This window comes from Chitinimonas koreensis, assembly GCF_014353015.1.
Classification (GTDB): Bacteria; Pseudomonadota; Gammaproteobacteria; order Burkholderiales; family Chitinimonadaceae; genus Chitinimonas; species Chitinimonas koreensis.
This window is the reverse complement of record NZ_CP060704.1, coordinates 4,472,934-4,495,756: the sequence shown is the minus strand read 5'-3', so window position 1 is coordinate 4,495,756 and position 22,823 is coordinate 4,472,934. Positions and strand designations below refer to the sequence as shown.

The following is a 22,823-nucleotide window of genomic DNA, read 5'->3' as shown; positions in this document are numbered from 1 at the left end:
CGCTGTGGCTGGCGCTTACTTGAAGGTGTAGCGCAGCGAAGCGTAGGCGAAGCGGCCGGTCACCGAGTCCTGGAACGCGTCGCCGTCCTTCGAGAAGCGCGGTGCGCGGGCGAACAGGTTCTGCACGCCGACGTTGACCACCGTGTTCTTGATGCCCTTGTAGCCCACGTTCAGGTCGACCGAGGTGTAGCTCGACAGGCGCGGCGTAGTGGCATCCAGGTTCAGGATGTCTTCCATGTCGTAGGTGCTGGCCACGGTACGGGTCGTGGTGTCGTAGCTCCACGGGCCGCTGGCGAGCTCGATGTTCAGCGAGTTGCGCCATTCCGGGTTGTAGTTGTCGTCCAGGCGCGAACGCGGGGCTTCCGACGGGATGTCCGATTTCTGCAGCTTCAACAGGCGGCTGTATTGGTTGTTGATGGTCAGGCGGCCGATGTTCAGCAGCTGGAAGGAGTAGATCAGGCCCCAGTCGAAGCCGCTGACGTTCTGCTTGCCCACGTTCATGAACGGCACGATTTCGCCGATCAGACGACCGTCCTTCAGGCCCGGGTACTGTGCTTCCAGCGCCGGGTTGCGCGGCGAGCGCTCGATCAGGTTGGCGAAGGCCGGGTTCTTGGTGCCGTCGGCGTTGTACTCGTGGTCCAGGATGTACTGGGCGTTGAGCGTCTCGATGGTGTTCTTCTGCTCGATCCGGTACCAGTCGAAGCTGGTGGTCAGATTGCGCGTCGGCGACAGCACGATGCCCAGGGCGAAGTTCTTCGACTCTTCCGGCTGCAGATCCGGGTTCGAATGGATCTTCAGGCGCGAGGAGTACTGGCACTGGCCCGGGCCGTAGCCGAGCGGACCGCAACGCACCCAGTCGGCCACCACGGTGTAGGCGGTCGATTCGGCCATGTACAGCTGCGGCAGCGTCGGCGCCTTGAACGAGGTGGTCGCGGTACCGCGCAGCAGGACTTCCTGCATCGGGCGGAAGGCGAACGACAGCTTCGGATTGGTGGTGCCGCCGAAGTCGCTGTAGCGGTCATGGCGCAGCGCCAGCTGGATCTCGAGCTGCTTGATCGGGTTGAACGCCAGTTCGCCGTAGGCCGAGAGCACGCGGCGATCGCCGCTGACCGCGGTTGCGCCCTGATTTTCGATATTGCCGGCGATGGTCTGCGCGTCCGGCGTGTCCTTGATCGAGTCTTTGTAGGCCTGCAGGCCCCAGGCGAAGCCGACCGGGCTGTCCATCAGGTTGAACAGTTCGGGGTTGCTGGCCTTGAGCTCGGCGCTCATCAGTTTCGATTCGGCTGCACGGGTGGTGCTGGTCAGCAGCTTCTGCACGTCGGCCGCGCTGTTCCACAGCTTGAACGGATCGTAGCCGCCGTTCAGGTAGGCGTCGGTGATGGCGTCGGTCTTGAGCTTGCCGGATTCGACCGTCTTGACCTTGTTGTGGCCGTAGCCGATCGAGGTCTCGTAGTCCCAGTCCGCCAGGTTGCCCTTGACGCCGAATACGGCGCGGGCGGTGTCCGAGGTGGTCTTCTCGCGGACCTGGCCTGCTTCGTAGACCGAGCGGAACACCATCACGCGGGAGCCGGCATCGGCGTCCGGATCGATGTTTTCCTGCTGCAGCACGCCGTTGTCGTCGAAGTAGCGGATCGGCACCGAGGTCGGGTAGGCCGCGTCGCCGGGCCACAGCAGGCGATCGGCATTCTTGGTGTTGCCGCTGTTGAAGGTGCCGATCGAAGCGAAGCCGCTCTCGTAGTCGGTGACGTTGCGATTGAACGCCAGTTCGCTGAACAGCGTGGTGTCCGGGGTCAGCGCGAAGCTGAAGATGCCCGACGTGCCGGTGCGCGTGGTGCGCGGGGTGGTCTGGGTGTAGGCGGCGCTTTCGGTACGGCAGTACCAGTCGCCGCGGTCGTCCTGCTCGACCGAGCCCAGGCAGCCGCCCATGGCCTGCCGGCCCAGCGCGGTGTCGTACAGCTCGTAGGAGCCGGGGAAGGCATTGGTAGCGCGGCTGTCGGTACCGCCGTAGGGACGGTAGTCGGTCGACTTGGTGTACTTATGGTCGCGGTCGAAGGTGGGCTCGCGCTGGAACACGTCGGCCGTCAGCAGGACGTTGAAGCGGTCGTTGCTCAGGTCGCCGAAGCCGGCCGAGATCGAGGCCGAATGCTCCTGGCCGCCGCCGTCGACGTGCTGGCCGTAGCGGCCGGCGACTTCGAGGCCCTGGTAGTTGCGCTTGGTCTTGAAGTTGATCACGCCGGCCACGGCATCGGAGCCGTAGATCGCCGAGGCGCCGTCGCGCAGCACTTCGACCTGCTCGATGGCCGACAGGGGGATGGCGTTGAGGTCGACGAAGCTCGAATCGATGTTGTTGGCGTAGCCGTAGTTGACCAGGCGGCGGCCGTTGAGCAGCACCAGCACGTTCTTTTCGCCCAGGCCGCGCAGCGAAGCGGCGGCGGCGCCTTGCGAGAACGAATTGGAGCTGGAGCCGGAGAAGAAGCCGGTCACGCTGGGCAACAGGCTCATCAGCTCGACCACGGTCGAGGCGCCGGAGGATTCGATCTCTTCCTTGCGGATCACCTGCACCGGCGACGGGCCTTCGACCGCGGCGCGACGGATGTTGGAACCCGTGACTTCGATCCGCTCGACCTTCTGCGGCGGCGTGGTTTCTTCGGCGGCGATGGCCGCGACGGACAGGCCGATACCGGCCAGCGCAACTGACAGTTTGCTGAACTTCATGGTGACTCTCCCCAGGATTACGGTGTTTGCACTTGGAGTCGCCGGGTTAGCGCTCGTCGTTTACCGCAAGGCCGAAAAACTACCATCGCGATGGCGCAACCGTGAAATGCCAGACCGTGGGGGCGGTGAATCTGTTGGCATATTGCTACGCTGTTGCAAATATGAGTAAGCAGATGTGTCTGCCGGGGAATGAAGGCCTGCCGGGCATTGCGGACCGCGTCCCGCCTGAGCGCAGACCGGTTTCGACGCGGCTTTTCGGGTACGGGAAGTGTGGCTTTTTCGCCGGTTCATCGTGAGGGTACTGCGGTAAAAAGCCCCGGCCGGAGCCGGGGGCGAAAAGGTGGCGCGGCCGGCAGGCCGGCCGCGCCTGCCACGATCAGTTGAATTGGTAGCTCAGCGAGCCGTAGACGAAGCGGCCGCGCGGATTGCCGTAGGCGCTGTCGTAGCCGAGGCTGGAGCCCGAATAGAACGGCGGGTCGCGGTCGAACACGTTGTCGACGCCGGCACGCAGCGTCAGCCGCTTGAAACCGGTGTAGCCGACCGTCAGGTCGGCCTGGGTCGAACTGCCCACCTTGGCGCCTTCGCCGTACTGGTCGTAGTAGATGTTGATGGTGGCCGACGGCAGCCGCGAAACCCGGTAGGACGAGACATAGTTGGCCGCGGTGCCGAATTGCCAGGCGCCGTTCTCCCAGTTCAGGCCGAGCTTGGCCTGCACGCGCGGGGTCTGGAATTCGCCGGCGTCGCAGGCCTGGTCGCCGTCGCAGTTCACCTCGGGATCGTCCGGCGTCAGCGTGCGGTTCTGCCGGCGCAGGTAGGTCGCTTCGGTGTACAGCCTGAACTTGCCGTATTCGCCGGCGCGCCAGCCGACCGAGGCGTCGAAGTCGTAGCCGTCGGTCAGCATGCGGCTGCGGTTGATCAGGCCGACGCGGATTTCCTTGAGCCGGCCCCGGTCCGGTGTCAGCGGACCGAAGGCGAGTTGCTCGGCCGGCGTCAGCTTCTCGTATTCCTCGTAGTCCATGGCGGAAACGGGATCTCGGATCACATTGTTCCTGAAGGCGCCATCCTCGCCGGCCAATACGGTCTCGCTGTCGAGCGAGGCGATGCGGTCCTTCCACAGGATGCGCCAATAGGTCACGCCCAGGCTGACGTCGCGCACCGGCTCGAACACGAAGCCGACGTTGAAGTTGGTCGACTTCTCCGGCTTGATGTCCTTGGTGCCGGTGACCACCGACAGCACTGAGCCGTCGCAGGACTGGCTGAAATACGCGTTGCTTTGCAGGCAGCGCTTCGGATCGCTCGTTGCGGCGAAGCCGCCGCGGCCCTCGTTGAAGGTCTGCGACAGCGTCGGCGCGCGGAAGCCGGTGCTGTAGTTGGCGCGCACCAGCAGCGACTTGGTCGGCGTCCAGCGGATGCCCAGCTTGGGATTGGTGGTGCTGCCGGCCAGCTCGTAGTCGTCGAAGCGGGCGGCCAGCTGGGCCTCCAGATTGCTCAGGATCGGCAGGCTCAGCTCGCCGAACACCGCCTTCTGCGACTGCGAGCCGTCGATGCCGCGCAGCACCGAATAGATGCCGATCTCGCCGTTGCGCCAGGCCTGGGTCGGGTCGTAGCTCAGCTTGTCGCGCTTGAACTCGGCGCCGAAGGCGACGCCGATCGGCCCGCCCGACAGTTCGCCGAACTCGGTGCTGGCCTTGGCGTTGACGAAGTCGGTTTCCGACTTGGTGCGCACCGCGTGGTCGGCGGTCAGCTCGCGGATGATCTGCGGGCTGTTGTGGTTGCCGCCGAAGGGGTTGTACTTGCCCTGGTCGAGGTAGTCCTGCAGCTTGTCGTGCAGGAAGGTGCCGTAGGTGCGGATGTCGCCTTTCTCCTGGCTGTGGCCGGCGGCGACGATCCAGTCCCAGCTGCCGACCTGGCCCTTGGCGCCGGCGACCAGCCAGCCGGTGTCGACCTTGGACTTGCCGCCGCCCTCGTCGGCCTGGAACAGCCGGCGGACGCGGACATTGCTGCCGTAGGTGTTGAAGGGGTTGTCGGCCGCCACCAGCAGCACGTTGGCGCGGTCGCGGTCCTGGATCCAGGCCGGCGAGGCGACCAGCCGGGTGTCGTAGTGGTTGAAGAAGAACTGGCCGAACAGCGAGAAGCTGTCGCTCACGTCCCAGTTGGCCAGCGCGATCGCGCTGTAGCGCTTGTAGGGATGCAGCAGGTCTTCCGAGTCGGCCGGCGCGTACATGCAGGCGTTGCGGTTGGGCGCGGCGAACCATTCCGGCGCGTCGGGATAGGGTTGGCGGTGCTCGGCCGTGCACTCCGGATCCCACATCCGCTGCGAGCCGCCGGTCGACAGCGTGCCGGGGTCCGAGCCCTTGGAACCGTAGACGTTGCCGACGTGCAGGCCCCAGGGGCGGTCGCGGAAGTCGGGGCCGCGCGCCCAGTCGCGGTCCGCGGCGTGGACCGCCTTGCGTTCTTCGGCAGACACCGTGTAGGTCAGGTTGAAACCGGACGAGTTGCCGCCGAGGCCGCCGGCCAGCGAGGCGCGCGCGGTCTCGCCGTCGCCCTCGGTGGTCGCGCCGGCATAGGCCGACAGTTCGAGGCCGGTGACGTTCTTGCGCAGGATGAAGTTGATCACGCCACCGACCGCGTCGGTGCCGTAGATGGCCGAGCCGCCGTCCTTGAGCACTTCGACGCGCTCGATCGCGGCCAGCGGGATGGTATTGAGGTCGACCGAGGTCTGGCCGCTGTATTCGTCCGAGCCCGAGCTCGGCAGGCGATAGCCGTTGAGCAGCACCAGGGTCGGCAATTGGCGCAGGTTGACGCTGGTGGCGCCGTTGCGGAAGGAATTGGCGGTCAGCGTCTCGCCGCCGTTGCCCCCGGCCGAGGTCAGCTTGCGCATCAGCTCCACCGTGTTGGTGGCGCCGGAACGGGCGATTTCCTCCCGGCTGATGGTGGTGACCGGCGAGACCGTTTCCTTGCTGATCCGCTTGATGTTCGAGCCGGTGACTTCGATGCGTTCGGCCTTGATCGGCTCGTCCGCCGCCCAGCTGCCCGAACTGCCGATCGCCGCGATGGCGAGGGCCAAATACCTGATTCTCATGCACTTTCCCCTGATTTGGTGACTAGGCCTCGCGTTCGGATCGTGTGTCTACGAGGTGCGCCGATGCTAGGGCGGAGTGCCGGGGAAGGCCGGAATTGCGTGCATTTCACGTATTTTTGTATGCAGATGGCGACACTTTTTTATAAAAACGACGACATATCGAACTAATTGTCATAAGCGATAAGTAGGCGAGTTGGGTTGACTACGATTTGATGACGACTTATGGCGCTGAATTTGCGAAAATGGCGGCCTTCTTCACCTCATTGCGGCGTATTCGTTCGTAGTGGGGTGGTGGTTACTACCATTCGAGGTCGCCATCACATGCAGTTCGCCGCTCCCGCCTACGTCCAGCACCGCCGATTGATCGACTGGGTCGCCCAGGTCGCCGCCCTGACCCAGCCCGCCCGCATCCACTGGGTCGACGGCTCCGACGAAGAGAACGCGCAGTTGCTCGCGCAGATGGTGGCGGCCAGCACGCTGGTGAAGCTCAATCCCGAGAAGCGGCCCGATTCCTACGCCGCCTTCTCCGATCCGTCCGACGTCGCCCGCGTCGAAGACCGTACCTTCGTCTGCGCCGAGCGCCGCGAGGATGCCGGCCCGAACAACAACTGGACCGCGCCGGCCGAGATGCGGCAGACGCTGAACGGCCTGTTCGAAGGCTGCATGCGCGGCCGCACGATGTACGTGATCCCGTTCAGCATGGGTCCGCTCGGCTCGCACATCGCCCACGTCGGCATCGAGATCACCGATTCGCCCTACGTGGTCGCCTCGATGCGCGTGATGACGCGCATGGGCCGCGCGGTCTACGAAGTGCTGGGCAGCGACGGCGAGTTCGTGCCCTGCGTGCACAGCGTCGGCGCGCCGCTGGCCGAGGGCCAGGCCGACGTCGCCTGGCCGTGCAACAAGGACACCAAGTACATCGTCCATTTCCCCGAGACGCGCGAGATCTGGTCCTACGGCTCGGGCTACGGCGGCAACGCGCTGCTCGGCAAGAAGTGCTTCGCGCTGCGCATCGCCTCGACCATGGGCCGCGACCAGGGCTGGCTGGCCGAGCACATGCTGATCCTCGGCGTGGAGAACCCGCAGGGCGAGAAGTCCTACGTCGCCGCGGCCTTCCCCAGCGCCTGCGGCAAGACCAACTTCGCCATGCTGATCCCGCCGGCCGCCTACCAGGGCTGGAAGGTGACCACGGTCGGCGACGACATCGCCTGGATCAAGCCGGGCGCCGACGGCCGGCTGTACGCGATCAACCCCGAGAACGGCTACTTCGGCGTGGCGCCGGGCACTTCGGAGAAATCCAACCCGAACGCGATGGCGATGCTCAAGCGCAACGTCATCTTCACCAACGTCGCGCTGACCGACGACGGCGACGTCTGGTGGGAAGGCATGAGCAAGGAGCCGCCGGCCCATCTGATCGACTGGCAGCGGCAGGACTGGACGCCCGAATGCGGCCGCAAGGCGGCCCATCCGAACGCGCGCTTCACCGTCTCGGCCGAGCAGTGCCCCTCGCTCGACGCGGCCTGGAACGACCCGGCCGGCGTGCCGATCTCGGCCTTCATCTTCGGCGGCCGCCGTTCGAGCACGGTGCCGCTGGTGTTCGAGGCGGCGAGCTGGGACGAGGGCGTCTACATGGCCGCCACCATGGGCTCGGAGACCACCGCCGCGGCGATGGGCGCGCAGGGCCAGACCCGGCGCGATCCGTTCGCCATGCTGCCGTTCTGCGGCTACCACATGGGCGACTACTTCGATCACTGGCTGAAGATGGGCGAACGCGTCGCCATGCCGCCGCGCATCTTCTGCGTCAACTGGTTCCGCGTCGACGAGGCCGGCAAGTTCCTGTGGCCGGGCTTCGGCGAGAACATGCGCGTGCTCGAGTGGATGATCGGCCGGGTGCAGGGCAAGGCCGGCGGCCGCGAGACGCTGCTGGGCTGGATGCCCGAGTACGCCGACCTCGACTGGCAAGGCCTGGCCGAGATGAACCCGGCCCAGTTCGCCAAGCTGATGTCGCTCGATTTTGAGGCCTGGCGCGCCGAGCTCGGCTCGCACGCCGAGTGGCTGGCCAAGCTGGCCGATCGGCTGCCGCCGGCGCTGGAAACCAAGCGCACCCAATTGAGCGAGGCCCTGGCGCGCTGATCCGCACGCCCGGCGCTTCGCCATGGAAAGGCCGCCTACCAGGCGGCCTTTTTTCATGTGCAGGGCCGAGTGCAGCGATGCCCGTCGTGTATCGGCCCGCGGCCGAGCGACGCCGCGCCCGGTAGAAACGGCTTCGGCCGCGAATGGCGATGGTTGCGCCTCAACCCGCTCGCGGCTGAAGCCGCTCCTACACGACGGCATCCGGCTGCCGCGATCGCCCCTACCGTTTCCGCGCCGGGTCGTGCAAAAAGAAAAAGCCGCCCGAAGGCGGCCTCGTGCCGGGCATCGCGATGCAGATCAGACGCTGAACGGCGCCAGCTTCTTCTCCACCGCCAGGTTCTTCAGCCGCACGTAGTCGGGCAGGCCGTTGCGGAACGGCGGGAAGTCCTCGCCCTCGATCAGCGGCGACAGGTAGCGGCGGCAGGCTTCGGTGATATGGAAGCCGTCCGGCGTGATGAAGTCGCGCGGCATGAACTTCTCGACGTTGGCGACCTGCGACAGCGGCGCCTCGGCGATGTCCCAGCGGTAGGGCGCGTCGGCCAGGCGGCGCACCGCCGGCATCACCGAATTCTTGCCGGCCAGCGCCATCTCGACCGCGGCGCGGCCCAGCGCATAGGCCTGCTCGACGTCGGTCTTGCTGGCGATGTGGCGGGCGGCGCGCTGCAGGTAGTCGGCCACCGCCCAGTGGTACTTGTAGCCGAGCTTGTCCTTGACCAGTTGGGCGATGGTCGGTGCCACGCCGCCGAGCTGGGCATGGCCGAAGGCGTCCTTCAGTCCGGTCTCGCTGAGGAACTTGCCGTCCTTGTTCTTGATGCCCTCGGACACGCCGATCACGCAGTGGTCGTACTTCTCGACCGTCTCGCGCACCTTGGCCAGGAAGGCCTCCTCGTCGAACTCGACCTCGGGGAACAGCAGGATGTGCGGGCCTTCACCCTCGCCCTCGGCGGCCAGGCCGCAGGCGGCGGTGATCCAGCCGGCGTGGCGGCCCATCACCTCGAGGATGAACACCTTGGTCGAGGTGCGAGCCATCGAGGCGACGTCGTAGCCGGCCTCGCGGATCGAGGTGGCGACGTACTTGGCGACCGAGCCGAAGCCGGGGCAGCAGTCGGTGATCGGCAGGTCGTTGTCGACCGTCTTGGGTACGTGGATGGCCTGGATCGGGTAGCCCATCTTCTCGGACAGCTGCGCCACCTTGTAGCAGGTGTCGGCCGAGTCGCCGCCGCCGTTGTAGAAGAAGTAGCCGATGTCGTGCGCCTTGAACACCTCGATCAGCCGCTCGTACTGCTCGCGGTGGGTGTCGAGGCTCTTGAGCTTGTAGCGGCAGGAGCCGAAGGCGCCCGACGGCGTGTGGCGCAGGCGGGCGATGTCCTCGGCCGACTCGAGCGAGGTGTCGATCAGGTCTTCGGTCAGCGCGCCGATGATGCCGTTGCGGCCGGCATAGACGCGGCCGATGCGGTCGGAATGGGCGCGGGCGGTCTCGATGACGCCGGCGGCAGAAGCGTTGATCACGGCGGTCACGCCGCCCGACTGGGCGTAGAAGGCATTCTTGAGGGACATGGGAAGCTCCGGATGACGAAGACGCAGGTCAGGCCGCCGCCGGCGGATCGCGCTGGCGGCGGCACGGTGCCTGCCGGGTTATTGCTTGTTCTTGGCCGCCTCCTGGGCGTGCCATTGCTTGAGCTGGGCGCGCCAGGCGGTCCAGTCCTGCGGCTGGCCGGTCTCGAAGCGGCGCTGCAGCTGGCCCAGCACGTTGGGCCAGGCCTTTTCGAAATAGGCGCGCGCCTGCGGCCATTCGCCGCTGCTGCCCCAGCCGAGGTGGCTCAGCGTCAGCCGCGTGGCGGCTTCGCCCTCGGGCGCGAAGCGCAGGATTACCACGGTACGCTGCTGGCGTGCCTGGGCAGGTGAGGCGGCGCGTTCCAGGTGAAGGACAGCAGCTTCTCCGGCTCGGCCGCCAGCACCTTCATGTCGTCGGCGCCCTGCATGCCGGGGGCGGCGTAGGGATCGATGATGATGCGGAACGGGCCGTCGGGCCGCGCCTCGACTTCGGCCTCGGGGGCGAAGAAGCTGGTGATGCCGGTGCTGGTGGTCCAGGCCTGCCACACCGAGGCGACCGGCGCCTTGACCGTGACGGCCAGCTCGATGCCGCTTTCGGCCGCCTGGCCCGTGGTGAACGCGAGGCCGGCGAGGGCGAACGGGATCAGGCGGGACATGGACAGGCACTCCGGGCGGCGGGAAACGCGCGCATTGTAGTCTGAAACTACCGACTCCGCCGCGCCGGCCGGCAGCTCGCCCGGCTGCCCGTTCAGGCCACGTAGAACAGGATGGCGATGTACTGGCAGAAGCTGCCGCCGAGTACGAACAGGTGCCAGATGCCGTGGTAGTGCGGTACGCGCTCGTCGTTGAGGAAGAAGTAGATGCCGATGCTGTAGATCACCCCGCCGGCCGCCAGCCAGGCCAGGCCCGCGGTCGGCAGCGCGGCGATCAGGGGCTTGAGCGCGATCAGCACCAGCCAGCCCATCGCCACGTAGAGGATCATCGACAGGATGCGGGTGCGCCGGCCGAGCGTCAGTTCCTGGATGATGCCGAACAGCGCCAGCCCCCAGTTGAGCCCGAACAGGGTCCAGCCCCACGGCCCGCGCAGGCTGACCAGCGCGAACGGCGTATAGGTGCCGGCGATCAGCAGGTAGATCGCGCAGTGGTCGAATTTCTGCAGCACCGCCTTGGTCGTCGGGTGGCGGATGCTGTGGTAGATGGTCGAGCCGAGGTAGAGCAGCACCAGCATGGCGCCGTAGATGCTGAAGCTGACGATCTTCCACGGATCGCCCTGCTGGCCGGCCAGGGTGACCAGGATGGCGAGGCCGGCGATGGCGAAGCAGGTGCCGACCAGGTGGGTGATGCTGTTGAAACGTTCGCCGCGGTACACGGGATCTCCTTGCAATGGCCCGGCTGTACGCCGGCAGGCGCTTCGACCGGCCGGCGGCGCGGCGAGTTGCGCCGCGCGCAAACGAAAACAGGCGGGTCGCCCCGCCTGTCCGTATTGTGCCGATCGCTGCGGGGGCTCAGGCGCCCAGCGCGGCGTACACCTTGTCGCGCACGGTCTCGACCGCTTCGGTGCCGTCGATCTTCACGTACTTCGGCGCCCTGGCGTCGCCCGAGGCGGCCAGTTCGCCGTAGTAGCCGACCAGCACTTCGGTCTGCTCGTGGTAGACCGCCAGCCGTTTCTTCACGGTCTCCTCGCGGTCGTCGTCGCGCAGCACCAGCTCTTCGCCGGTCACGTCGTCGCGGCCTTCGACCTTGGGCGGGGCGAACTTCAGGTGGTAGCTGCGGCCCGACGGCAGGTGCACGCGGCGGCCGGCCATGCGCTCGACGATCGCTTCGTCCGGCACGTCGATCTCGACCACGTAGTCGATGTCGACGCCGGCTTCGCGCAGCGCGTCGGCCTGCGGAATGGTGCGCGGGAAGCCGTCGAACAGGAAGCCGTTGGCGGCGTCGGGCTGGGCGATGCGTTCCTTGACCAGGCCGATGATGATGTCGTCGCGGACCAGTCCGCCGGCATCCATGATCGCCTTGGCTTCCAGGCCCAGCGGGGTGCCGGCCTTCACGGCGGCGCGCAGCATGTCGCCGGTGGAGATTTGCGGGATGCCGAACTTCTCTTTGATGAAGTTGGCCTGGGTGCCTTTGCCGGCGCCGGGGGCGCCCAACAGAATCAGTCGCATCGAAGGGGGGTCCTGGTTTTCTGGTTGATTCGAATCCGGTACGGGCGCAGGGCCGTCGACCGTGGCGGGTGCTGCTGCGGCTTCAGCCCTGCATGCGGGCCCAGTGCTGCCGCACGCGTTCGAGGTCGGCCGCAGTGTCGACGCCCGCTGCGGGGGCGTGATCCATCACGGCGACGCCGATGGCATGACCATGCCAGAGCACGCGCAGTTGTTCGAGCGCTTCGAATTGCTCCAGTGCACAGGGGGCCAGCGTGCGGTAGCGGCGCAGAAAGCCGGCGCGGTAACCGTAGATGCCGATATGCCGATAGACGGGTAGGTCTTGTGGCAGCGCTTCGCGGGTTGCCGCGAAGGCGTCACGGGCGTAGGGAATAGGCGCCCGGCTAAAGTAGAGGGCACGTCCGGCGTGGTCAAGCACAACCTTGACCACGTTGGGGTTGAACATCTCGTCCGGCCCAGCAATGACGTGGCACGCAGTGGTCATCGGCAGGCTGTTGTCGCGCTGCAACATAAGCGCTACGGCGTCGATCAGGGCCGGGTCGATCAGCGGTTCGTCGCCCTGGACGTTGACCACCACGGCGTCGTCGGGCAGGCCCAGCAGGTCGGCCGCTTCGGCCAGCCGCTCGGTGCCCGAGGCATGGTCGACGCGCGTCATCAGCGCCGAGTGGCCGTGCGCGCGCACCACGTCGTAGATGCGCGCGTCGTCGGTGGCGACGTGGGCGGCGCTGGCACCGCTCTTCAGGGCCTGCTCGATGGTGCGCACCACCATCGGCCTGCCGCCGATGTCGGCCAGCGGCTTGTCGGGCAGCCGGGTCGATGCCAGCCGGGCCGGGATCAGCGCGACGAAGCTCACGAGCCGACTTCCTCGTCGGCCGGCAGTTCGCGCGCCTCGCTTTCGAGCATCACCGGGATGCCGTCCTTCACCGCGAAGGCCAGCCGGTCGGCGCGGCAGATCAGTTCCTGCTTCGACTTGTCGTGGAACAGCGGGCCCTTGCAGATCGGGCAGACGAGGATTTCAAGCAGTTTGGCGTCCATGGGAATTCTTCAGGTCGAGGAGCCGCTGGACGAGCCAGCCGGCGAGGTCGGGCGACAGCTCGGCCGCCACGGGAACGGCCCAGATGTTACCACCGAGCGACAGGCCGGCCAGTTTCACGGCGTCCTTCTCGGTGACCAGCACGGCGTCGGCTTCGATGGCCGCCAGGTCCTCGGCGCGGTAGGCGTGGTGGTCGGGAAACGGGTATTCGGCCACTGCGCGCAGGCCGGCGGCGTGCAGCGTGGCGAAGAAGCGGGCGGGGTGGCCGATGCCGGCCAGCGCCGCCAGCCGGCCGCCGAAATCGGCCAGCGGCCGCGTTTTCGCCGGCTCGGCCAGGTTCCAGGCGGCGCCGGGCACCAGCGCCATGCGGTGGCTGCGCGGGTGGGGCGGCAGGGCGGCTGCGCCGTCGCCGTTGAACACCACCGCGTCGACGCCGGCGAGCCGCGAGGCCGGCTCGCGCAGCGGTCCGGCCGGCAGCAGCCAGCCGTTCTGCAGTCCGCGCGCGCCGTCGATCACCACGATCTCGACGTCGCGCGCCAGCCGGTAGTGCTGCAGGCCGTCGTCGCACAGGACCACGTCGGTGGCGGGATGGGCGGCCAGCAGGGCGCGGCCGGCGGCGACGCGGTCGCGGCCGACGAAGACGGGGCACAGGGTGGTGGCGGCCAGCAGCAGCGGCTCGTCGCCGTAGACGGCCGGATCGCCCTGCGGCGGGACTTCGGCGACACCGTCGACACGGCCGCCGTAGCCGCGGCTGACGATGCCGGGATTGAAGCCGGCGGCGCGCAGCCGCTCGGCCAGGTAGCGCACGGTCGGGGTCTTGCCGGCGCCGCCGGCGCTGATGTTGCCGACGATCACGACGGCTACCGCCAGCCGTTCGGACTTCAGCCAGCCGAGCCGGTAGAACGCGCGCCGGACGGCGGCGAGCAGGCCGAACAGGGCGGCCAGGGGCAGCAGCAGGGCGGCGGGGAAGCGGGACTGCCAGTAGGCTGGCGTTTGCATGTTGGAAGCCCCGTGAAACGTGAAAAGTGAAACGCGATGTTCGCCGCTGGCGCGGCTCAGGTTTCCACGGTTTTTTGGAGTGCGGCAGCGCCGCACCACGTTTCACATGATGCCGCGCAGCGGCGAGTCACGTTTCACGTGATGCGCGCGCAAGCGCGCATCACTGCGGGGTTTGCGTCGCGAAGGTCAGGCGGCCGAAGCCGGCCAGGCGGGCGGCTTCCATCACGTTGATCACCGACTGGTGGCTGGTGTTGCTGTCGGCGTTCACCACGATCACCGGCTCCTGGCCGTTGGCGACGCGGCGCAGCTCGGCCGCCAGGGCGGCGGCATCGGTGAAGTTGATGCGCTGGCCGTTGACGGCGTAGCCGCCGCTGCTCGACACGGCGACCTCGATCTCGACCGTCTTGGCCTCCTGCTTGTCGGCGGCGGCCGTCGGCAGGTTGATCTTGAGCTCGGAGAACTTGGAATAGGTGGTGGTCGCCATCAGGAAGATGAGGATCACCAGCATCAGGTCGATCAGCGGGATGAAGTTGATTTCCGGCTCTTCGCGCTGCCGGCCGCGGCGGAAATTCATGCTCAGCCCCGCTCGCCGTGGACGACTTCGACCAGCTTGATCGCCTGTTGCTCCATCTCGACGATCAGGCTGTCGACGCTGGAACGGAAGTGGCGGTAGAACACCAGCGCCGGCACCGCGACGATGATGCCGAAAGCGGTGTTGTAGAGCGCGACCGAGATGCCGTGCGCCAGCGCGGCCGGGTTGCCGCCGCCGTTGGGCGACTGTGAGCCGAAGATCTCGATCATGCCGATCACGGTGCCCAAGAGGCCCAGCAGCGGCGAGGCGGTGGCGATGGTGCCGAGCGTGGTCAGGAAGCGCTCGAGGTCATGGGCCACGGCGCGGCCGGTCTCCTCGATGCCTTCCTTCATGATCTCGCGCGAGCTCTTGACGTGCTTGAGGCCGGCGGCCAGCACGCGGCCGAGCGGGGAGTTCGATTGCAGGCGCGACAGCATGTCCGGCGTGACGCCGCTCTGCTTGTATTCCTGCACGGTCAGCGCCAGCAGGCCGTCGGGCAGCACCTGCGAGCGGCGCAGGCTGACCAGGCGTTCGATGATGATGGCGACCGCGATGACGGAGGCCAGGATGATGGTATAGATCGGCCAGCCTGCAGCCTGGATGATGGCGAGCATGAGTCCTACCGCGTGAGCGAAAAACCGCGTAACTTTATCCGCCCCGCGGGGGCCGGCAAGCCGGCTACTCGTTTGGCATGGCGAAAGGCCCGTCGCTGCTGGGCCGCAAGGCTTGTTCACACGTCCTGTGGATAAGTTTGTGGAGAAGCTTGGGGAAAGCGGCTGCCGCTGCCTAGGATCAAGCCCTTTGCTGATTTGCCTAAAAAATGACCTGTGAAAATAATCGTTCAGAAACAGTTACTTAAGCATTGGCTGTAATGCTTCTGTCACGGCCGTACCATTTTTGCGCCGGCCGGGCCGAAATGTGGATGAACGACGCGTAGAGACCGAATGAACGAGCTCATGTCAAGCCCGACCCCGGTGTGGTCGGTTGCCGAATTGAACCGCGCCGTCAAGGGCCTGCTCGAGCGCGAGCTGCCGATCCTGTGGGTGAGCGGCGAGATATCGAACCTCACCGTGGCGGCCAGCGGCCATTGTTATTTCTCGCTCAAGGATGCGAGCGCGCAGGTGCGCTGCGTGATGTTCCGCAACCGCGCCGCGCTGCTGCCGTTCCGGCCGCGCGAGGGCCTCAAGGTCGAGGCGCGCGCCCAGGTGTCGCTCTATGAGGCGCGCGGCGACTACCAGCTCAATATCGAGGCGATGCGGCCGGCCGGGCTCGGCGCGCTGTACGAGGCGTTCGAGAAGCTCAAGCAGCGGCTGGCGGCCGAGGGCCTGTTCGAGGCGGCGCGCAAGCGCCCGCTGCCGCCTTTGCCGCGCGCGATCGGCATCGTCACCTCGCCCAAGGCGGCCGCGCTGCGCGACGTGCTGAGCACGCTGCGCCGCCGCGCGCCGGGCATTCCGCTGGTGCTCTACCCGACGCCGGTGCAGGGCGAGGGCGCGGCCGAGACGGTGGCGGCGATGATCGGCCGGGCCAATGCGCGCGCCGAGGTCGACGTGCTGATCGTCTGCCGCGGCGGCGGCAGCATCGAGGATCTGTGGGCCTTCAACGAGGAGGTCGTGGCGCGGGCGATCGCCGCCAGCGCGCTCCCGGTGGTCAGCGGGGTGGGCCACGAGACCGATTTCACCATCGCCGATTTCGTCGCCGACCTGCGCGCGCCGACGCCGACCGCGGCGGCCGAGCTGGTCGTGCCCGACCAGGCGGCGCACCGGCTGGCGCTGGCGCAGGCGGCGCAGCGGCTGCAGCGCGATTTCCGCCGGCTGATCGAAGGACGGATGCAGAAGCTCGATTTCCTGTCGCGCCGGCTGGTGCACCCGGGCGAGCGCTTGCGCGGCCAGGCGGAGCGGCTGGCGCAGGCCGACCTGGCGCTGCGCCGCGCCCAGGCGCGGCTGCTGGAAGCGAAGCGCTGGCGACTGCTCGGCCTGGCGCAGCGCCACGGCCATCGCCGGCCCGATCCGGCGCTGCTGGCGCGGCGGCTGGACGAACTCGGCCTGCGGCTGGCGCGCGCGGTGCAGCGCGGCGGCGAACGGCGCGGCGCCAGGCTCGACGGCCTGGCCGGCCGGCTGGCGGCCTTGAATCCGGAAGCGGTGCTGGCGCGCGGCTACAGCCTGGTCGAGACGGCCGACGGCCATGTGGTGCGCGATGCGGCGGAGTTGCGCAGCGGGCAGCGGCTGCGGTTGAAGTTCGCGCGGGGCGAGGCCGGCGCGGTGGTCAGCGAGGCGCCGGTGGAGCAGGGGACATTGTTCTAGTGGAGTGAGGTGTGAGGCGTTAGGTGTGAGGTGTTGACCCCATCCCCACCCCGGCCCTCCCCTTGAAGGGGAGGGAGTCGGTCGGCGACGACTGAACGATCACCGACGGTCCCGACCGATGCGCCCCACTCCTCCCCCTTCAAGGGGAGGGCTGGGAGGGGGATGGGGTCAACACCTCACACCTGACCCCCTCACACCTCCCCATCCAGCCAACGCTCGATCCATCCCACCGTCACCGTCGCCGCGTCCCAGGTCATCTCGTCGAGCCGTGCCGCGGCCTCCGCCAGCTTCATCGGCTCGAAGCCGGCCACCTCGCCGTCGATGTTGGCCGGCACGAAGTCGGGCGGCAACGGCAGGTCGAAGCAATACAGCAGTTCGTCGTGGACGCCTTCCGGTTCGAGCCGGGTGGTGCGCACGATCTGCGCCGGCCGCGCCAGCGCCGCCAGCCAGCCCGGCACGCCGGCTTCCTCGGCCAGTTCGCGCACCAGCGTGTCCTCGGGCGTCTCGCCGCTGGCGATGCCGCCCGCGGCCAGGTTGTCGAGCCGGCCGGGATCGACCGCCTTGTGGGCGGCGCGGCGGCCGATCCACAGCGTGTCGTCGTCGCGGTAGCCGTTGACGTGGACCGCGCGGCTGCACAGGCCCAGCGTGCGGAAGGCGGCGCGTTCGAGGCTGAAGCGCACGCGGCCCCAGTCGTCGAGCCAGTCGTAGGCCTCGTCGCGCCAGCCGTCGATCCAGCCGTCGGCGCGCAGCGTTTCGGCGAAGGCCTGCAGCGCGCGGCTGCGTCCGAGCGGGCCGCCGAGGTGGTCGGCCAGCGCCAGTCCGCCCGAGGTCTGCTCGAACAGCGCGCTGTCGAGCATGCGCGCGGCGAGGTCGGGCCGCACCCAGCCGGCCGGCAGTGCGTCGACGGTCCAGGGCACCAGGCCCTGCGAAGTGAAGCGCGGGACGCGTTCGCGCCAGCCGGCGATGCGCTGCAGCAGCTCGTTCATGGTTTCTCCCTCGGATAGGGGCTGTCGGCGCCCAGGTAGCCGGCCATCAGCCGGGCCGTCTCGCCGCTGCGGGCGAGCTGCAGGGCCGCCTCGCGCAGCAGGTTCTGCCGTGCGGCGGGCAGCTCGGGGTTGGCATAGAGGTGGACGTCGGCGCGCAGGAACACCAGCGGCGGCGCCAGTTGCTGCGCGGCCGCGGGCTCGCTGCGCAACGCCTGGCCCAGCGCGCCGGCGTCGCCGCACAGGCCCTGGATGCGGCCGACGGCCAGCATGCGCAGGCCCTGGGCCAGGTCGCCGACGGTATAGAGGGGGACGCCGGCCCGTTGCAAGGGCGGGCAGGTGCCGTTGAGCCGGCCGACCAGGTAGGGGCGGAAATCGGTTGCCTGAGTCGGTTGGATCGGCAGGGCCTTGCGATAGAGGATCTGACCCTCAAGTTGCCAGACCCGTGCCAGTTGCACCAGGCCCATGTCCTTCGTCAGGTCGCGACTCGACATCGCCAGGTCGAGCCGGCGGCGTTCGAGCATGGCGTAGAGCCGGGCGGTCGGGTAAAGCGCGTTTTCGTAGGGTTGGCCGGCCTGCTCGGCGATGCGGTTGGCCAGTCGGTAGAGCGCGCCGTCGGGTTCGCCGGAGGCATCGAGGTAGCCGTAGGGCGCGATCGCCAGGGTGCCGATCCGCAGCGGCGCATCGGCGTGCGCGAGCGGAAGCAGCAGGAGGCAGGCGATCAGCAGTCGGGCGAGCATGGTGGGCCGGGCGGAGCGATCCCGTCGTTATAACGCAGAAGTCGGCGATCCGGGTGTTTGTGGCGGGGACGGAAGCTGCGGGCGCGCGGGGCGATGCAGGGGCCGTGCCGTAGGCGTGGCTTCAGCCGCGAATGGCCGGCAGGGAACGCTGACCGATTCGCGGCTGAAGCCGCTCCTGCAGATGTCCGCGGTTCAGGTCTTGAGCAATTCCTCGCGGCCGGCCAGCCAGCGTTCGAGATGGGCGTCGACCACCTGCGGCGCGCGTTCGAGCAGCTCGGCCGCCACGTCGCGCGCGCGCTCGAGCAGGGCGGCGTCGCGCTCGAGGTCGGCGAAGCGCAGCATCGGCACGCCCGACTGGCGCGCGCCGAGGATCTCGCCGGGACCGCGGATGCGCAGATCCTCGCGCGCGATCAGGAAGCCGTCGGTGGTCTCGAAGATCACCTTGAGCCGCTGCTTGGCCAGGTCGCCCAGCGGCGCCGAGTACAGCAGCACGCAGCTCGATTCGAGCGCGCCGCGGCCGACCCGGCCGCGCAGCTGGTGCAACTGCGCCAGGCCCATGCGCTCGGCGTGCTCGATCACCATCAGCGTGGCGTTGGGCACGTCGACGCCGACCTCGATCACCGTGGTGGCGACCAGCGCCTGCAGCTCGTTGCGGGCGAAGGCGGCCATGATCTCGGCCTTCTCGGCCGGCTTGAGCCGGCCGTGCACCAGGCCGACCCGGTATTCGGGCAGCGCCTCGCCGAGCTGGGCATGGGTGTCGATCGCGGTCTGCAGCTGCAGCGCCTCCGATTCCTCGATCAGCGGGCAGACCCAGTAGCACTGCCGGCCCTCGCTGCAGACCTTGCGGACGAACTCGATCATCTCCTCGCGCCGCGCGTCGTTGACCAGCCGGGTCTTGATCGGCGTGCGGCCCGGCGGCAGCTCGTCGATCACGCTGACGTCGAGGTCGGCGTAGAAGCTCATCGCCAGCGTGCGCGGGATCGGCGTGGCCGACATCATCAGCATGTGCGGCTCGACGCGGTTGGGCGCCGCCGCGTCGGCCGCTTCGCCGCCCTCGGCCGCCGTGCCGCCCGCCTTCTGCCGCAGCGCCAGCCGCTGGTGCACGCCGAAGCGGTGCTGCTCGTCGACGATGGCGAGGCCGAGCCGCTCGAACGCCACTGCATCCTGGAACAGCGCATGGGTGCCGATCGCCAGCCGCGCCTCGCCGCGCTCGACCCGGCCGATGGCGGCTTCCTTCTGCTTCTTGCCGAGCGAACCGGCCACCCATTCGACCGCGACGCCCAATGGCGCCAGCCAGGCCGACAGTTTCTTGTAGTGCTGCTCGGCCAGGATCTCGGTCGGCGCCATCAGCGCCACCTGGTAGCCGGCCTCGATCGCGTCGAGCGCGGCCAGCGCCGCCACGATGGTCTTGCCGGCGCCGACGTCGCCCTGCAGCAGGCGTTGCATCGGGTGCGGCGAGGCCAGGTCGCGGCGGATCTCGGCCAGCACCTTGGTCTGGGCGCCGGTCAGGCCGAACGGCAGGCCGGCCACCAGCCGGGCCGCCAGCGCGCCGGCCGGCCGCAGCACCGGCGCGGTCTGGTCGCGCCGGCGGCGGTAGGCCAGCCGCATCGACAGCTGCTGCGCCAGCAGCTCGTCGAACTTCAACCGCAGCCAGGCGACGTGGGTGCGCTCGCTCAGGTCGCGCTGGGCGATGTCGGGCGTCGGGTGGTGCAGCAGCCGCACCGCCGGGCCGAAGGCCATCAGGCCGAGGTCGTGCAGCAGCGCCGGCGGCAGCGTGTCGCTCAGCTCGCAGCTGTCCAGCGCCTGCTCGATCAGCCGCCGCAGCGCTGGCTGGGCCAGGCCGTTGACGGTCGGGTAGACCGGTGTCAGCGCCTCGGCCAGCGCGGCGCCGTTGCCGACGCTGCGCACCTTGGGGTGCACCATCTCGTCGCCGAAGAAGCCGCGGCGGATCTCGCCCAAGAGCCGCACGCGGCGGCCGGCGGCCAGTTGCTGCTGCTGGTTCGGATAGAAGTTGATCAGCCGCACGTTGAGCTCGCCCGAGTCGTCGGCGACCCGGGCGACCAGCTGGCGGCGCGGCTTGAAGGTCACCTCGGCGTGCAGCACCTGGCCCTCGACCAGCACCGGCGCGCCGAGCGGCGCATCGACGATGCGGAACAGGTGGGTCTCGTCCTCGTAGCGCAGCGGCAGGTGCAGCACCAGGTCGAACGGCCGCTTGAGGCCGAGCTTGGCCAGCCGGCTGGCGATCGGCTTGGGCAGCAGGGCGAAGTCGGGCCTCATGCGGCCGCCTCGATGCGCGTCACGGTGGCCAGCCGGCCGTCGCAGCGCCATTTCACCTCGAGGTCGTACAGCCGCATGCCGTATTCGCGCGCCGGATCGTCGGCGTAGCCCGGGCGCGGGTCCTGCGCCAGCACCTCGGCGATCAGCGCACGCAGCCGAGGCAGCCGGCCGGCCTGGCGGGCGAGGGCGATCTCGGCTTCCGCCGAAAAGGCCACCGCCAGCGGCGCGCTGCCGTCGTCGGCATAGCCGTTGCCGGCCTCCGCGATCGCGTCGGCGTAGCCGAGGTAGGGCTTGAGATCGAGCACCGGCGTGCCGTCGAGCAGGTCGGCGCCGTCGAGCCGGATGCGCACGCCGCCGTCCAGATCGATGCCGGCCAGCCGCGCCACCGACAGCCCGATCGGATTGGGCCGGAAGCTCGAACGGGTGGCGAACACGCCGACGCGGCGGTTGCCGCCGAGCTTGGGCGGCCGCACGGTCGGCCGCCAGCCCTGCGCCGCGGTTCCGTGGAACACGAACACCAGCCAGACATGGCTGAAGGCCTCCAGCCCGCGCACCGTCTCGGCGCTGTCATAGGGCGGCAGCAGCCGCAGCGTGGCCTCGGCCGACGGCACCAGGCCGGGCTGGCGCGGGATGGCGAATTTTTCCTTGAAGCAGCTTTCGATCAGGCCGATCGGCTGCAGCGTCCAGCCGCTCATGGCGCGGCTCCGAGCGCCTGCGCGACGGCGTCGGCGCGCCCTTCCGGCAGCGTCGGCGCCGCCAGCCGCAGCGCCAGCGCGCCGAGCGCGCGGTAGGCCTCGCCGACGGCCGGATCGAGCACGGTGGTCGCGGCCAGTTGGCGCGCCACGGTGGCGGCGTCGCCGCGCGCGACCGGGCCGGTCAGCGCCTCGGCCGGAGCGAGCCGGTCGAGGTTGGCCAGCGTGCCGTCGATCAACGGCCGCAGCGCCGGCCAGGCGGTCTCGCGCGGCACGCCGGCGGCAGCCATGCAGCGCAGCGCGGCGTCCATCAACGCGACCAGGTCGTTGCAGGCCAGCACCGCGGCGGCGTGATAGAGCGTCTTGCCGGCCGGGTCGAGCGCGAAGCGCTGCGCGCCGATCGCGTCGAACAGCGGGGCCAGCCGCGCCAGCGCCGCTGCGTCGCCTTCGCAGCCGCAGCGGGTGCCGGCGAAATCGGCGATCGCCCGGGCCGGATCGGCGAAGGACTTGAGCGGATGCACGCTGGCGACCAGGCCGCCGGCGGCGCGGACCGGGGCAAGCGCCTCGCTCGGCAGTGCGCCGCTGCAATGGAACACCACGTCGCCGGGGCGGACCGCGCCGCCGGCGGCCAGGGCCGCGGCGGTGGCGGCCAGCGCGTCGTCGGGCGTGGCGATCAGGGTGAAGTCGGCCGGCTCGAGCGCGTCCAGCGTGGCCGGACTGCCCGCGCCGATGAAATCGCGCGCGGCGGCGATTCCGTGCGCGTCGCGGCCGACCAGCCGGGCGACGGCGAGCAGGCCGGCGTCGTGCCAGAGCCGGGCCAGCGTGCGGCCCAGGCGGCCCGGGCCGATCAGGTTGAACGTGGGAAGCGGCATGCGGTCGTATCGCTGAAAGAGCGGGCGATTATCGCACGCGGGCCGCGGCGGTACGGCGCCGCACCGTACGTCGGCGGCGCGCCGGACGGAAACGATTGTTTAACTGAAGGATTTTGCCGGCGGGGCCGTGCTTGGCTTATAATCCAATGTCATTTTTTCGATGCAATCGCTTGCCGGAGCCGCACCAAATGAAGTCCGCCCTGCTCATCGCCCTGCTACTGGCCGCCCCGTTCGGCTTCGCCGCCAAGGTCTACCAATGGAAGGACGCCAACGGCAACGTGATCTTTTCCGACCAGCCGCCGCCCGGCCAGCAGGTCAAGGAGAAGGACGTGAAGGCCAACGTGATCACCACCAGCGGCGGCAACTTCATCACCCGCGAGGCGATGCGCAAGAACCCGATCACGCTGTGGAGCAACAACTGCGGCGAACCCTGCGACAATGCGCGCGCATTGCTGGGCAAGCGCGGCGTGCCCTACGCGCTGCGCAATCCGCAGGCCAGCACCGGCGACTACGACCAGCTCAAGAAGCTGGCCGGCGACGTGGTGGTGCCGGTGCTGCAGGTCGGCGACACGGCGCTCAAGGGCTTCCAGGACACCAGCTGGGCGGCGGCGCTCGACCAGGCCGGCTACCCCAAGACGGCCGATCCGACCATCAGGCAGCCAGCGGGCAAGTAAGCCGGCGCTGCCTGCCGCAGACGAACGAAACCCCGCCGA

At 68.8% G+C, this 22,823-nt stretch carries 20 protein-coding genes; 3 read left to right on the top strand and 17 right to left on the bottom strand.

Annotated elements, in window-relative coordinates; all coding sequences use genetic code 11:
- Window positions 1-15 precede the first annotated feature (15 nt).
- Together H9L41_RS18885 and H9L41_RS18880 are read right to left on the bottom strand one after the other, a co-directional pair.
- Window positions 16-2,715: a TonB-dependent receptor plug domain-containing protein gene (locus H9L41_RS18885; protein ID WP_051318770.1), complete on the bottom strand. Its 2,700-nt coding sequence runs from the start codon at window positions 2,713-2,715 to the stop codon at window positions 16-18.
- A gap of 376 nt (window positions 2,716-3,091) precedes the next feature.
- Window positions 3,092-5,782 carry a TonB-dependent receptor gene (locus H9L41_RS18880; protein ID WP_245589168.1) on the bottom strand — a complete coding sequence of 897 codons (2,691 nt, stop codon included), beginning with the start codon at window positions 5,780-5,782 and terminating at the stop codon, window positions 3,092-3,094.
- 336 nt (window positions 5,783-6,118) lie between these two features.
- On the opposite strand from H9L41_RS18880, the gene H9L41_RS18875 reads away from it, so the two are divergent.
- The gene (locus H9L41_RS18875) at window positions 6,119-7,930 is read left to right on the top strand and encodes a phosphoenolpyruvate carboxykinase (GTP) (RefSeq protein ID WP_028445099.1); all 1,812 of its coding nucleotides are present in this window, start codon (window positions 6,119-6,121) and stop codon (window positions 7,928-7,930) included.
- A 297-nt stretch (window positions 7,931-8,227) separates the two neighbouring features.
- Here the strand turns inward: H9L41_RS18875 and H9L41_RS18870 are convergent, their stop codons facing one another.
- The 10 genes from H9L41_RS18870 to H9L41_RS18825 form a co-directional block, all read right to left on the bottom strand.
- Window positions 8,228-9,487: a 6-phosphofructokinase gene (locus tag H9L41_RS18870; RefSeq protein ID WP_028445100.1), complete on the bottom strand. Its 1,260-nt coding sequence runs from the start codon at window positions 9,485-9,487 to the stop codon at window positions 8,228-8,230.
- A 78-nt stretch (window positions 9,488-9,565) separates the two neighbouring features.
- A complete protein-coding gene (locus H9L41_RS18865) occupies window positions 9,566-9,805 on the bottom strand; it encodes an SRPBCC family protein (RefSeq protein WP_187523538.1) in 240 nt (79 codons plus the stop codon).
- Entirely contained in the window at window positions 9,799-10,140 is a 342-nt protein-coding gene (locus tag H9L41_RS18860; protein ID WP_187523537.1) for an SRPBCC family protein, read from the bottom strand. The genes H9L41_RS18865 and H9L41_RS18860 overlap by 7 nt, the downstream gene beginning before the upstream one ends.
- Window positions 10,141-10,232: 92 nt before the next feature.
- Window positions 10,233-10,853: a PAQR family membrane homeostasis protein TrhA gene (gene trhA, locus H9L41_RS18855; protein ID WP_028445102.1), complete on the bottom strand. Its 621-nt coding sequence runs from the start codon at window positions 10,851-10,853 to the stop codon at window positions 10,233-10,235.
- Between the two features lie 136 nt (window positions 10,854-10,989).
- Window positions 10,990-11,646: an adenylate kinase gene (adk, locus tag H9L41_RS18850; protein ID WP_028445103.1), complete on the bottom strand. Its 657-nt coding sequence runs from the start codon at window positions 11,644-11,646 to the stop codon at window positions 10,990-10,992.
- Window positions 11,647-11,728: 82 nt separating this feature from the next.
- Complete coding sequence (gene kdsB, locus H9L41_RS18845) at window positions 11,729-12,496, bottom strand: 3-deoxy-manno-octulosonate cytidylyltransferase (RefSeq protein ID WP_028445104.1); 768 nt, start codon at window positions 12,494-12,496, stop codon at window positions 11,729-11,731.
- Window positions 12,493-12,678 (bottom strand): Trm112 family protein, encoded by a 186-nt coding sequence (locus H9L41_RS18840; protein ID WP_028445105.1) that lies wholly within the window; start codon window positions 12,676-12,678, stop codon window positions 12,493-12,495. Before H9L41_RS18840 ends, kdsB begins: the two co-directional genes overlap by 4 nt.
- A complete protein-coding gene (lpxK, locus tag H9L41_RS18835; protein ID WP_028445106.1) occupies window positions 12,659-13,675 on the bottom strand; it encodes a tetraacyldisaccharide 4'-kinase in 1,017 nt (338 codons plus the stop codon). The genes H9L41_RS18840 and lpxK overlap by 20 nt, the downstream gene beginning before the upstream one ends.
- A 160-nt stretch (window positions 13,676-13,835) precedes the next feature.
- Window positions 13,836-14,249 carry an ExbD/TolR family protein gene (locus tag H9L41_RS18830; protein WP_028445107.1) on the bottom strand — a complete coding sequence of 138 codons (414 nt, stop codon included), beginning with the start codon at window positions 14,247-14,249 and terminating at the stop codon, window positions 13,836-13,838.
- Between the two features lie 2 nt (window positions 14,250-14,251).
- The gene (locus tag H9L41_RS18825) at window positions 14,252-14,860 is read right to left on the bottom strand and encodes a MotA/TolQ/ExbB proton channel family protein (protein ID WP_028445108.1); all 609 of its coding nucleotides are present in this window, start codon (window positions 14,858-14,860) and stop codon (window positions 14,252-14,254) included.
- Window positions 14,861-15,202: 342 nt separating this feature from the next.
- Between H9L41_RS18825 and xseA the strand changes: the two genes are divergently transcribed.
- Window positions 15,203-16,546, top strand: coding sequence for an exodeoxyribonuclease VII large subunit (gene xseA, locus H9L41_RS18820; protein WP_034606280.1), 1,344 nt, complete (start codon window positions 15,203-15,205; stop codon window positions 16,544-16,546).
- Window positions 16,547-16,737: 191 nt separating this feature from the next.
- On the opposite strand, the gene H9L41_RS18815 is transcribed toward xseA, so the two are convergent.
- The 5 genes from H9L41_RS18815 to H9L41_RS18795 form a co-directional block, all read right to left on the bottom strand.
- Entirely contained in the window at window positions 16,738-17,532 is a 795-nt protein-coding gene (locus H9L41_RS18815) for an NUDIX hydrolase (RefSeq protein WP_028445109.1), read from the bottom strand.
- Complete coding sequence (locus tag H9L41_RS18810; RefSeq protein ID WP_028445110.1) at window positions 17,529-18,269, bottom strand: substrate-binding periplasmic protein; 741 nt, start codon at window positions 18,267-18,269, stop codon at window positions 17,529-17,531. The genes H9L41_RS18815 and H9L41_RS18810 overlap by 4 nt, the downstream gene beginning before the upstream one ends.
- A gap of 192 nt (window positions 18,270-18,461) precedes the next feature.
- Window positions 18,462-20,546 carry an ATP-dependent DNA helicase RecG gene (gene recG, locus H9L41_RS18805; RefSeq protein ID WP_034606133.1) on the bottom strand — a complete coding sequence of 695 codons (2,085 nt, stop codon included), beginning with the start codon at window positions 20,544-20,546 and terminating at the stop codon, window positions 18,462-18,464.
- The gene (gene tsaA, locus H9L41_RS18800; RefSeq protein ID WP_028445112.1) at window positions 20,543-21,241 is read right to left on the bottom strand and encodes a tRNA (N6-threonylcarbamoyladenosine(37)-N6)-methyltransferase TrmO; all 699 of its coding nucleotides are present in this window, start codon (window positions 21,239-21,241) and stop codon (window positions 20,543-20,545) included. Before tsaA ends, recG begins: the two co-directional genes overlap by 4 nt.
- Window positions 21,238-22,110: a Rossmann-like and DUF2520 domain-containing protein gene (locus tag H9L41_RS18795; RefSeq protein WP_028445113.1), complete on the bottom strand. Its 873-nt coding sequence runs from the start codon at window positions 22,108-22,110 to the stop codon at window positions 21,238-21,240. Before H9L41_RS18795 ends, tsaA begins: the two co-directional genes overlap by 4 nt.
- Window positions 22,111-22,298: 188 nt before the next feature.
- Between H9L41_RS18795 and H9L41_RS18790 the strand changes: the two genes are divergently transcribed.
- Window positions 22,299-22,784: a glutaredoxin family protein gene (locus H9L41_RS18790; RefSeq protein WP_051318772.1), complete on the top strand. Its 486-nt coding sequence runs from the start codon at window positions 22,299-22,301 to the stop codon at window positions 22,782-22,784.
- The last annotated feature ends 39 nt before the right edge of the window (window positions 22,785-22,823 follow it).